The sequence below is a fragment of the Aquidulcibacter sp. genome (assembly GCF_020253525.1).
GTDB lineage: Bacteria > Pseudomonadota > Alphaproteobacteria > Caulobacterales > Aquidulcibacteraceae > Aquidulcibacter.
Map to the genome: position 1 here is coordinate 1 of NZ_JADCBK010000122.1, position 11,868 is coordinate 11,868.

General features: G+C 56.5%; 10 protein-coding genes and 1 pseudogene. 5 read left to right on the forward strand and 6 right to left on the reverse strand.

The annotated features are described in order from the left end of the window. The 5 genes and pseudogenes from IOB61_RS13425 to IOB61_RS13450 all read right to left on the reverse strand — a co-directional run. Positions 1–750, reverse strand: a 750-nt coding sequence (locus IOB61_RS13425) for an alpha/beta hydrolase family protein (protein WP_367272858.1), incomplete at its 3' end; no start/stop codon positions are given. A gap of 485 nt (positions 751–1,235) precedes the next feature. Next, a complete protein-coding gene (locus tag IOB61_RS13430) occupies positions 1,236–1,895 on the reverse strand; it encodes a 5-bromo-4-chloroindolyl phosphate hydrolysis family protein (protein WP_290817666.1) in 660 nt (219 codons plus the stop codon). 3 nt (positions 1,896–1,898) lie between these two features. Further along, the gene (locus IOB61_RS13435) at positions 1,899–2,645 is read right to left on the reverse strand and encodes a hypothetical protein (protein WP_290817669.1); all 747 of its coding nucleotides are present in this window, start codon (positions 2,643–2,645) and stop codon (positions 1,899–1,901) included. Between the two features lie 3 nt (positions 2,646–2,648). Then, positions 2,649–3,754: pseudogene (locus IOB61_RS13440) on the reverse strand (toxic anion resistance protein). 188 nt (positions 3,755–3,942) lie between these two features. After that, positions 3,943–5,067 carry a hypothetical protein gene (locus tag IOB61_RS13450; protein ID WP_290817679.1) on the reverse strand — a complete coding sequence of 375 codons (1,125 nt, stop codon included), beginning with the start codon at positions 5,065–5,067 and terminating at the stop codon, positions 3,943–3,945. Positions 5,068–5,395: 328 nt separating this feature from the next. Here IOB61_RS13450 and IOB61_RS13455 point away from each other — a divergent pair, with 328 nt between their 5' ends. From IOB61_RS13455 to IOB61_RS13465, 3 genes are all read left to right on the forward strand, one after another. Then, a complete protein-coding gene (locus IOB61_RS13455) occupies positions 5,396–6,856 on the forward strand; it encodes a TolC family outer membrane protein (RefSeq protein WP_290817682.1) in 1,461 nt (486 codons plus the stop codon). A gap of 61 nt (positions 6,857–6,917) precedes the next feature. Next, positions 6,918–8,000, forward strand: a complete 1,083-nt coding sequence (locus IOB61_RS13460) for an EAL domain-containing protein (protein ID WP_085337981.1) — start codon at positions 6,918–6,920, stop codon at positions 7,998–8,000. Between the two features lie 129 nt (positions 8,001–8,129). After that, complete coding sequence (locus IOB61_RS13465; protein ID WP_290817686.1) at positions 8,130–9,809, forward strand: acyl-CoA dehydrogenase family protein; 1,680 nt, start codon at positions 8,130–8,132, stop codon at positions 9,807–9,809. Positions 9,810–9,889: 80 nt separating this feature from the next. On the opposite strand, the gene IOB61_RS13470 is transcribed toward IOB61_RS13465, so the two are convergent. After that, positions 9,890–10,453: a GcrA family cell cycle regulator gene (locus tag IOB61_RS13470; RefSeq protein ID WP_290817689.1), complete on the reverse strand. Its 564-nt coding sequence runs from the start codon at positions 10,451–10,453 to the stop codon at positions 9,890–9,892. Positions 10,454–10,697: 244 nt separating this feature from the next. On the opposite strand from IOB61_RS13470, the gene IOB61_RS13475 reads away from it, so the two are divergent. Continuing rightward, positions 10,698–11,327 (forward strand): histidine phosphotransferase family protein, encoded by a 630-nt coding sequence (locus IOB61_RS13475; RefSeq protein ID WP_290817692.1) that lies wholly within the window; start codon positions 10,698–10,700, stop codon positions 11,325–11,327. A 109-nt stretch (positions 11,328–11,436) separates the two neighbouring features. After that, a partial coding sequence (locus tag IOB61_RS13480) for an Hpt domain-containing protein (RefSeq protein ID WP_290817695.1) occupies positions 11,437–11,868 on the forward strand: 432 nt, incomplete at its 3' end.

Sequence of the window (11,868 nt, forward strand, 5' to 3'; positions counted from 1 at the left end):
CTCGTAAAGTGGGCCTAGTTCACGTGGCACATCTTCAGGAACATTGCCTGTTGCAAAAATGGCGTTATCGAGACGGGCCATCGCCGCTAAGGTCGTCGCAATTTGTGCCGCGCCTGCGCCTTGCTCTCGCATAAGGTTTGAGACTTGCTCGCGAACTAACACTTGGGCTGGCCGAGCTGGCGTTGCGAGAATGACAGCGCCTTTGATTGGCAAAGTACGATCCTGAACAAGGTCAAGCGTGATCAGCCCGCCTTCACTATGGCCAATGACATAAATCCTTTTTGGATCGACGTTTGGATTCTGAGCTAAATAGTTCAGCGCGTAACGCGCGTCACCGACAAAATTTGACCATGCAACAAAGTTTTTAAGCTCAACAGGGTCCCGAGGCAGGGTTAATCGGCCGGCCTTCATCCCACGCTTATCGTATCGCAAAGTTACATAGCCGCGTGCAGTAAGATCGGTTGCCAATTGCGCGAGCAAGTCGGTGCGAACAAATGGTAGCTGATTGCCATTGCGATCGGTTGGACCGCTGCCCTGAATCAAAAGCACTGCCGGAGCCTTCCCGTTGGGATTAGTGCTTGGCAAAGTGAGGGTACCCTCAAGATCGACTCCGTTTTGGCCCTTGAAAGAGATTGTCTGACCGGGGACAGAGTTGGAAGCATGACGCTCAGCACAGGCGCTTAAACCGATTAAAGAGGCTAGCGCTGCCACGATGGCTGCGCACATTCTTCTAAAAGGATGGATAAGCATGATGCGATCTCGCCGTCCCCGTTTTCAAACTATTGACGCGGGTCGCTTACAGTCTTTCAGCGTGGAGATTTGATGGACATTCTTTGCACAAATCATGAAGATCGGCCACTTCACGTGTAAAGCGCGTCTAACTTTAACAACGCGCGACGCCGTAGGGTGCATTCCGACAGGAATGCACCATGTGTGCAACGCTGTTTCTACGATGTTTTTACTTGGACAGCCTTTGCCGCAGGCTCTGCCTAGGCAAAGGCTTAGGTCGAGTTTGGGCGCGCAAATTTGGGGGTCAAGAGGCGCGCCTTCGGCGCGTCGACGAAGTCGATTTCACCTCTCGACACCCAAATCTGCGCAATAAGAATTATTGGGCGGCTCTAATGTGAGCAAAGCGAGGCATTGAAGCGTTCCAAGTCAAAAGAACCTTCAGATTTGGCATGCCCATGGTGCATTCCATAAATGGAATGCACCCTACGGCGCGACGTGCCCCCCCCTCACCGTGGGGCCAAATCGTCCTTCAAAGCGCGATCTAAGAGTTCGATGTCGAGATCGACGGAGGCGAGGTCGGGCTCTACAACCGCGCGTTCAAAGCTGGCGAAAGCTTCTTGCAGGCGGCCTAATGTGTGGTCGATTTCGGCCAAGCGGGCTTGGCCGGCATGGGCTTCTAATTTCAGACGGTCAGACACCAGATCAGCTGTGGCGGGTAGATAATAAGTGAAAAAGCGCAGAATGGGGTTCAGTTTTTCAGGCTGGCTCGCCACCGTATCCAAAATGGTCAAGCCGTGACGGACCAAAGCGTCGAGGACTTGGCCGACGGGGAGTGGCACGGCGGGGATGGCGGCGCGGATGGCCAAAATATGCTGGTGTGCCTCGACCATCAGGGCGTGGCGGGGATCGCTATCTTCTGGGTCAAGTTCGGGTGGGCTGGGCTCATCTGGTGCTGCTTTGCGCTGGATAAGTTTGGGCAGTGCGACCGTCAGAAAGCCGTAAAGCGACAGGGCCACAAGCCCCGCCACAATCGGGCCAGAGCGCAACTCAACCAGGAGCGCCCCGCCAATTGCCAAAGAGGCGGCTAAAGAGCCAAAGATGACCCACCATGAGGTTCCTGCCCCACCCCGGCGCGGCTTTTGTGTGTCAGACGGCGGCTTGGCCATCCTTTAGCCCTTTGTCTTATGTGCGAATTCATCGTCCAAGGATTGATCGAGCAAGCGCAAATCAATCTCGAGGCTGCGGGCATCGTGGCCCCGAAGGCGGCTGGCAAAGTCGGTATAGGCAAGATCAAGCTTGCCAATCATCGTATCGATTTCCGCCAAACGCGCGGGATCGGCACCACCGGCCACCGCGCCGCGCGCACTCAATAGGTCAGCCGTGGCGGGCAGATAATAGGTAAAGAGGCGCTGGACATCGGATAATTTCGAGGGGTCTTGCCGCAGGCCCATCTCCACCTCTTTTACGCGGGCGACCATATTGCGCAGGCGGGCGCCCAATTCGCCTTCAGCCACGCTGGCGGCAGCTTCTAGGCGCACCAAAGCGGGCTTGGCGTCTTCAATAACGGCTTGATGCAGTTTTGGTGGGGCTTCGGGTGCGGGTAAAGCTTCACCATTGGCACGTGCCCGGGCGGCAGCCTCAGACTCGCCACCTTGACGACGCGGCTTGTCATCCTCGTCGTCATAATCATCCTCGTCATCGTCATAGCCCCACAGGTCATCGACTGTGTCGCGCTTGCCGCCGAAAAGGCCAATCGACCCGCCTGCTGCAAAGAACAAGCCGATCCCGACCCAGGGGTTAAAGTCACAAATGGCCCAGATGATAAACCAGAAGGCAAGCACGCCCAGGGATTGCGGCGAGCGAATCCGAACGCTGAACTCTTCCTTCAACCAGTCTTTCGAGCGGCGACGGGCCATGAATTATGACACGCGTCCTTGCACCAAAGCCTGCCGCAATTCTTGGGTCATTTCATCCATGCGCTTTTCGACCATGGCGCGCTTCTGGCGGCCTTCTTCTTGCGTGGAAAGGACGCCCGAAATCGTATCGATCAAGTCGCGATTGGCCTGTTCCAAGGTTTCAAGGTCAACAATGCCGCGCTGGGACTGCTCTTCAATCGCAATCGCCTGATCCTTCATCATAGACGAGGTCTGGCGCAGCATTTCATTGGTGGCATCGGTGACCGCCTTTTGCATGGCCAAAGCATCTTCTTGACGGCGCAGCCCCAAGAGCAGCACCATCTTTTGCTTCCACAAGGGGATAGTCAGGCGGGTTGAAGCCTGCAAGCTCTCCACCAAAGTCTCATCACCGGCTTGGACGATGCGGATTTGCGGCAATTGCTGGATACCGATTTGGCGGGCTTGCTTCAGATAGAAGATCCGCTTTTCAAGGCGCTCCATAGCTTGTTGGGCATCGCGGTAAGCTTGGGCTTCAATCATGCCATCGCCGGTCAACAAAGCCTCATCGGCAATGGTCTTAAGCTCTAGCAGGCGGGTTGCCTTGATTTCGGCGGCGAAAGCTTCACCGGCTTCGATATAGGCGCTGAGCTGGGCGATAGAGGCCGCTGTTTGTTCGTGCAAATCGTCCAAGACGGCGATATCGCGCCGCAGACCGTCCTTGCGCTTTTCCAATTGGATCGCAATGGCGTCGATCTGGCTGGCGACGTCTTCAAACTTGCCTTTGAACTTTTCAATCTCGGCGCGCGCACCGCCAAATAATTTGCCGAAGAAGCCTTTCTTCTGCATGGCGGCGGGGTCTAGGCCTTGGCTTTCGCGATGATGTCGGTCAACAGACGGCCCGTATCCCCCAACTCACGATTTTGCGTTTGGGCCAGGATTCGGTCGGCATAGGCCACGACATTACGCTGGGCATTATCGCCAAAGGTGGCGATTGAAGCCCGGTCATCCAAGGACAATTGGCCACGGATACGGACTAAATCTTTCGACTCAACCTTGATCTCGGGCAGCACTGCTTCCGCGGACACCGTATCGGTTACGGGTGTTTTGGTGGCATTTGCATCATCACTCATTGGCCTAAAGCCTCCTCATCAACCTTGGTCTATAAAATTTTCCCATCGGGTTGAGACCCGCTTATTTAAGGGCATTGTCTTGCTTTCGCACTAGGCCCGCAGAAATTTTGCAGTTCTGATCGACTTTATGAGCTTTATGCGGGCGAATTTAACAGGGGACTGACGCTGCTGCGCACCCAATCAGCAATCTAAGCGCGGCTGAGCTGTAGGGGTTGAGAAAGCCCTTCCACCACCCGACCATTCAGGCCAAGCAGGGTGCGTTTGCGGTCTCCCTGTCGTTTCAGGCCCCAATCAAAGAAGATCGAGGCGGCAGCAACGGCTGCGGCCAAGGGCTTGGGTTCAATTACTTGCCGCGCACCTTTGCGTCGCTCTACAGCTGGATTTCCAATCAAGCCGCCAAAGGTGGCCGATCGTGCGGGCAAACCAAGAGCAATTAGCCCACTGCCAGGCAAAGCTTGTGGCAAAGTGCCTTTCGGACCGGCCAAGAGGGCCAGGGCACCACCTTCGGCAACGCCATTCACAATCCGCCTATTGGCTTCTAACGCCGATGGGGCCAGCACAAAGGCTGCCATGACGCGGCCGTCGCGGGTAATGGCGACATCGGACTCGCTAGACCCCCAGCCCGCCAAACTCAGCGCCATCCAAGCCCCTTCGCCATGGCCTGCCACGCCAACGCGTGACGCATCCACCCGATTGGCACGCGGCCCCAATATTTGAGCCGCCTCCGAAGACATATCAATTAAGAAACGGGCTTCGGCGAGGCTGGGCCTCCGCTGATCTGGCAAACTGGCTACCAAAGTACTGCCGTCGCTGGCCTTGAGACTAACCGCGCGGGGATCGTCCAAGGCGATGACGAAATAGCCGCTCGCTGCCAAAGCACCGATCAAAGGATCATACATGGCCCCCTTGCACCCCGCATCGGGGCAGAACAGGATCAAGGGCATGCGGTCAAAGACTGTCACCGGATAGGCAATACGGGCTTGGCAGAGATTTCCGTCCGGTGCGCGAATCGAAAAGTCACGCATGCGCGCCGCGACCACGCCGGTGGAGGCTTCATAGACCGTATCAAAACTATCCCGACCGCGATTAAGCCAGGTCAACGGGTTTATGCCGCGCTCTGCCGGCGGCGCTTTGCTTTTGGCTTGGGCTAAAGCAGGACTTGCAGCTGCACTGAACAAGCCCGTCGCGCAGAGACTTGGCCAAACCAACCCACCCATCATGTCACGCCGACGCAGGCTACAGCGGGTGGCATTATGCCCAGTTTCCCGCGTGTTGAGGGGGTTTTCTTGGCTCAAAGTCGCATCATCCTTCATGGATCACAATCTGCCCTTAATAGACGTCTCAACGTCGGCTCGCTTTGTTTCCACAAACCATTTTCGACCCCTCATGGCTCTATTGTGTGGCCACACCGGTTGGAAGGTCAATTGCCATCTAGCCAAACGAGTCATTTTGCGCTCAATTAGTTGTGAACTTTACGGAAGGATATCTGCCACACCCCTCTTTTGTTCATCGATTAAGGTTAAAGCATGACAAGCGCTTTTGTCACGCCAGTACTGATCCAAACTAAGGCACAAAAACCAGCCGCGTGAGTTCCCTCCCCCGCCACATGCTGTGGTGCACAAACATAAAGATGCTCCAACAATGAACACAGTAAAAAACGCCGCCCGTTTCAGCATATCCTTGGCCATTTTGGCTGCCATGACCAGCCCAGCTTTCGCACAATCACTGCCCGAAGCCGTCACGCTGGCCTTGCAAACCAATCCAGGCCTTGAAAGCCAGCGCGCCAATCTGCGCGCCCTCGGCCAGCGCCGTGTCCAAGCCGTTGCGCAAAGACGGATGCAGATTGGTGGCGAGGCCACCTATGGCCAACAAGAATCCTGGACCCGATCCATCAGCTCAACCGGCGTGATCTCCAGCCGCTTGGCTAATGAGACGACGCCGACAACCTATGGCATCACTGCCTCGCAGCCTGTTTGGCTAGCGGGTCGGGTAAAAGCGGCGATGAGCTTGGCGGACGCCCAAATCGCCCAAGCCGATGCACGTTTAGCAGCCAGCGAACTGGCCGTGATGCGCGATGTGGTCATCGCCTATGCAGACCTGCGCCGCGACATTCGAACGGTTGAAATACGTCGCCAGAATTTGGCGGCCCTGAACCGTCAGCTAGAAGCCGTCCGCGTGCGCTTTGAAGTTGGCGATGTCACAAAGACCGATGTCGCCCAAGTTGAAGCCCGCCAAGCGGCAAGCAAAACTGCTTTGGCCGCTGCCGAAGCAGCCGTTGACGCCAGCCGGTCGGCCATTGAACGCCTGATCGGCCAAGCACCCACCGAACTTACACCAGAAATCAAAGAAGTTGCAGGCCCAGCCAGCCTCGATCAAGCGCTTGTTCTGGCGCGGGCCAATAATCCTGACCTTGCAGCGATCCGCTTGGGCGAGACGATTGCGATGGCGGGGGCCAAAGTGATTGAGGCCGAGAACCGTCCCAAAATCACCGTCCAAGCCAGCCAAGCTTGGGCCGTTGATTCAAGCTTTGATGGCAATCGCAGTGGCAATACGTCTGTGACGGCGCGCTTATCCGTGCCCATCTTCACCGGTGGCCTCGCCAGTTCGCGCATTACCGAGGCATTGGGTAATGCCAATGCAGCGCGCTTTTCAGCTGTGGATGGCGAGCGCCAGATTTCAGAACGCACAACCAATGCCTGGCATCAAGCCCGCGTGGCACGCATTGCGGTGACGGCTTCCGCCGAACAAGTCAAAGCGGCCCAAATTGCCTTTGAGGGGGCCGAGCTTGAACAATCTGTTGGGCTGCGGACCACTTTGGACGTGCTGATACAACAGCAGGAATTGTTGGAAGCCCAATTAGCCCAAGCCCGGGCCGTGCGCGACCTGCAAGCCGCGACCATTGCTTTGTCCGCCATAACCGGCAATCTGAAGCCGTCTGACCTAGAAGCGACAAGTGCAAGCGTTAAAAAGACTGGCCTTCCTTGGATAACACCGCCTGAAGCGCCCTTGGCGGCGGTTGAAACGGCCCTCGATTTTGTGCCTCTGCCCAGCCAAGTCTCGACAAAGGCGGCAGAACGGGCGGGCGGACGCCCCAAAAGATAGGGTCTGCAACCGGGCATTTTAGGACTTCTCTTTTGAGGGGAAATAGGTCAGAGGTATTCGAATGGTCCATTCGATCCATCTTGAGCCCTTGCAACACGCCACACTTAGCCCGGCGGAAGATGCGTTGAGCCTCTTGCACGCGACAGCCTGCAAGATTGACGCGACAGGCGGCTTGTCATGGGTAGATCCCGTCAAGGCGGCGGTCTTCCTGCAAGTGGACAGGCCGCCCAGCCATTTTGATGAATTGGACTTAGCGGTCGAAGGGGCCGCTTTCCAAGCTATGCGTCGCGGCCACCCGGTTACAATCCGGCGTCCCAGCAATCTGGAAGTGATTGCCAACGTGGCCCACCAGATCATCGTATTCCGCGAGATTATGGCGCTTGCACCAGAATATGTGCCGCCGAAACCACGGGCGGCCAATGACCCTGAAACACTTATGCTGAGGTCTGCTCTGGCGGATAACCGCATGTGCCTGTTCCGTCAGCCCATTATCTCCACAGCGGACAATCAAGTGGTGCGGTGGGAATGTTTGTCTCGGCTAATCCAAGTCGATGGGCGGGTTGTGGCCCCCATCGACTTTATTCCAGCGGCAGAGCGCGCTGGCTTGGTCGGGGAATTGGATATTGAGACCCTCAATCTCGCGCTCAGCGCGTTGACGCGGGAAGATACGATTAAGCTGGCGATTAATGTCTCGGCAGGGACAATTGCGGATTCCTCGGCCTGCCGCGATTATCTCGACATCTTGGCCTATAATCGGTCGATCTCTGACCGTTTAACGGTGGAGATAACTGAGTCCATTGCCATTCATGATTTGGACGCGGCGGCGCGTTTTGGCCAATCTGTTCGCTCTGCGGGCGCCCGCTTGGCCTTGGATGATTTTGGCGAGGGTCATACGTCTTTCCGCTCGATCCGCGCCCTGCCACTGGACGAAATCAAAATCGACGGTGCCTATGTGAAGAACATTGAATCGCGGGAAGATAGTCGCGCCTTTGTGGTGGCGATCGACCAATTGGCACGTGGCCTTGGCATGGAAACGGTGGCCGAACGGGTAGAGACGGCCGAAGAGGCAGAAGCCCTGCGCGAGATCGGCGTGATCGGCCAACAGGGTTATTTTTACGGCAGACCGCGCTCTTCTGGAAAATGATATCCCCAATTTGGGGATGTAAGCTCTCAATTTAGAAAAATACTGCGCAGATAGGGCTAAATTTAGCCTTTGCCTTCTGCCACGCGTGCGCTATGTCATGCTGCAGATGCGAAATCAGAGAGTCTTACCATGAACGCTGCCATGCCAACGCTTGCTTTGGACCTATCCCCTCAGACCGTTCCTGCCCTGTTGGGGGAAAGTGCGGCAGCCCTCGCACCGATCAAAACGGCGGCCTTGGCTTTTGTGCGCAAGCGCGTGGCCCCAGCCGGCAAGATTGACCGCAAGCTAATCGACCAAGAACAGCATATTGTGCACGGGCTTGCGTGGATCGCGACCTATGTGGAGACCTTGCGCGAAGTGGCCAATTGGGCGCTTAAACTGCAGGACGAAGGCCTATTTGGCGAGACAGAATCTGCGCTTTCCTGCCTTTTGTTCGCCAGCTATCTGGGCGACCTCAAAGGCGGGATTTCCATGAACCAGGGCGAAACCATTCGCCCTGCTGAGCTTGGGCTTGAAGCACTTGTGGAAGAGGCCCTGTCGGGTCCGGCCAATACGGCCCTTCTGGCGGCAGCCACCCAAGACCTCAAAACCCGGACGGCGGACCTTGTTGCCCAAGCCCAAGGCAAGGGCACGATTGAAGTGACGGGTCTGGATGAGACCTATGAAATGGTGCGCGACACCTTCCGCCGCTTTGGTCAGGAAAAGGTCGCCCCATTTGCGCATGGCTGGCACTTGCGCGATGAATTGATCCCCATGTCGGTCCTGACAGAGATGGCAGAGCTTGGGGTCTTTGGTCTGACCATTCCCGAGGAGTTTGGCGGCTCTGGCATGGGCAAGACGGCGATGTGCGTCGTCTCGGAAGAATTGTCGCGCGCCTATATTGGCGTGGGTTCGCTGGGCACTCGCTCTGAAATCGCGGCAGAACTCATTCTGACCGGCGGCACCGATGCGCAAAAGAATTATTGGCTGCCCCGAATTGCCTCGGCTGAGACCCTGCCAACCGCCGTCTTTACCGAACCAAATACCGGTTCAGACCTTGGAGCGCTGCGCACACGTGGCGAGAATAAAGGTAGCCATTGGGAGATTACGGGCAATAAAACCTGGATCACCCATGCAGCCCGGGCCGACATGATGACTTTGTTGGCGCGGACCAAGCCAGAAACCAATAATTTCTCGGGCCTCTCCATGTTCTTGGCCCCCAAGCCACGCGGCACCGATGAAAACCCCTTCCCCGCAGAGGGCATGACCGGGGGCGAGATTGAGGTTTTGGGCTATCGCGGCATGAAGGAATATGAGTTGGGCTTTGATGCGTTCAAAGTACCGGCTGAAAACCTGCTCGGTGGCGTCGAAGGCATGGGCTTTAAGCATTTGATGGCCACGTTTGAAAGTGCGCGCATCCAAACTGCCGCCCGCGCCATTGGGGTTGCACAAAATGCGCTCGATCTGGGCTTGGCCTATGCACTCGACCGGCAGCAATTTGGCGACGCAATCTTTGTGTTCCCGCGCGTGCACAACAAATTGGTACAAATGGCCGCCGAAATCTTGGGCGCACGCCAACTGACCTATTTTGCAGCCCGCCAAAAGGATGAAGACAAGCGCTGTGACTTGGAAGCCGGCATGGCCAAGCTTCTGGCGGCACGTGTGGCCTGGGCTGCGGCCGACAATGCCTTGCAGATCCACGGCGGCAACGGCTTTGCACTGGAATATCCCGTCAGCCGCGTATTGGCCGACGCACGTATCCTCAACATTTTTGAGGGCGCTGGCGAAATCCAAGCCCAAGTGATCGCCCGTCGCCTGCTTGAAGACTAAGATTTAGCGACACAATCGACACAAAAAGAGCCGCCCCCTCGCTGGAGGGAGCGGCTTTTTTAGTAGACTTGGTTATCTATCTAAAAATTGGCCAAGCGGGCCAGGCGGCGGACTTCTGAGGCCGCGCGATCTTCCTTGCTGCCGCCTTGGCGACGGCTGAGGGCGGGTTGGAACGCGATTGCCGCATGTTCGGTGCAATAGACGGCACCGGAGCTACATTGCGCGCCACAGAAACCAAAGTCTGGATCGCCAGGGTCGCCGATGGGCCATTTGCACATATTGGTGCCCAATTGCAGAACGCCAATAAGATCACCCCGCTTTTGCGGGGGTGGGGTTGGCTTAGCGGCTGGCTTGATAATGGGCGCAGGCGCGGCGGGGGCTAAAGCCTTGACGGCAGACTCGACCTTGGCTGCGACATGTGGCGGCACCACCAACACCGGACGCGGACGCGCGGTTGGCACAGGAATACGCTTGATTGGACGCGATGGGGCGGCCCGACCGGCGAGGCCCAAGCGATGGACTTTACCAATGACGGCATTGCGCGTTACGCCGCCCAATTGCTTTGCAATCTGACTGGCCGATAGCCCATCTGTCCACAACTTCTTGAGTAGGGTGACGCGATCATCCGTCCAGCCGTTGGTCATGAATATCCCCATATCTTGTGCCCAGCCCCAAAGGCCGACTATCTGTGTGCCCACCCATAGTAGCTTCACGACTTTTTAACACAAGGGCTAGTGATAGGGTTTTCCACAAATATGGACTTCCCTCTACATGTTGATAACACCAGATATTGTGGCTGCTGAAATGGGCCAGAAACACGAACTTGTGCCATCTAATGCGCTCTTCTGACCGCAAGTTGCCGAATCGGGGCACAGAGGCTGCATGCTTATGGATGCCTCAACCCTCGTTGCGCTAATTTCCTCACGTATTTGTCACGACCTTGTGTCGCCCATCTCGGCGCTCACAACGGCGTTAGACATTTTGGATGATGACCACGGTGCAGATATGCGCGAGCAAGCGATGGAGCTTATCCGCAACTCGGCCGGACAAGCGGCGGTGAAGCTCGAGTTTATGCGCGCCACTTTTGGCGCTGGCACGACCGGGCCCGGGACGGCAGATTTAGGTGAACTTAAAGAATTGGCTCGCCGCTTTATTGAAAGCCAAAAGCCCGACTTGGTTTGGACATTGCCCGTGCAGACAGCACCACGGGCAGCCGCAAGAATCCTGATGAATCTGATCCTTGTCGGCCTCGATTGCTTGCCCCGTGGCGGGCAATTGGAAGTCACCGGTGGTCAAGAAGACGATAAATTGACCTTGAATGTCATTGCCACCGGCCCTCGGGCCAGCCTGAAGCCCGCCGTGCGTGCCGGCTTAGCCGGCGAGATGCCGGAAGGGGGTTTTGATGGGCGCTCGGTCCAGCCCTATCTCGCCTTTATCACCGCCTCGGGCGCGCGTGCCGAACTGGCCGCTCGCGAAAGTGAAGAACGCGTTGAACTAATTGTTCGTATAGCGGCATAATACTGCACTTCTGCTCAAAATTTAGTCCTGTCTTAACCGTCCGCCGTCATTGTGTGCAGATGATTGGCGTGAAGCGTCAAATTCAACGCGTCGGTAAAGGGCTAGTTTTATGGATGAACTACTTGGCGAATTCATAACCGAGACAAATGAATTCCTCGAAACCGTCGATACTCAGCTTGTTGTTTTTGAAGCCGATCCTACGGACGGCGATACGCTTAACAGTATCTTCCGACTGGTTCACACGATTAAAGGAACCTGTGGCTTTTTAGGTTTGCCACGTCTGCAATTTGTTGCCCATGCCGGTGAAACCCTTTTAGGCAAATTCCGTGACGGAACTTTGGTGGCAACACCCGACCAAGTGCAATTGGTCTTGGAAAGCATCGACCGCATCAAAGAGATTTTGGCAGAGCTTGAAGCCACGGGTGTTGAGCCCGAGGGTGACGATAGCGCTTTGATCGGGGCGTTGGAATTGGCCGCAGAAGGCCATCCTGCCCCAAGCGCTGCTGCCCCAGTAGAAGCCGCCGCACCTGCCCCTGCGCCA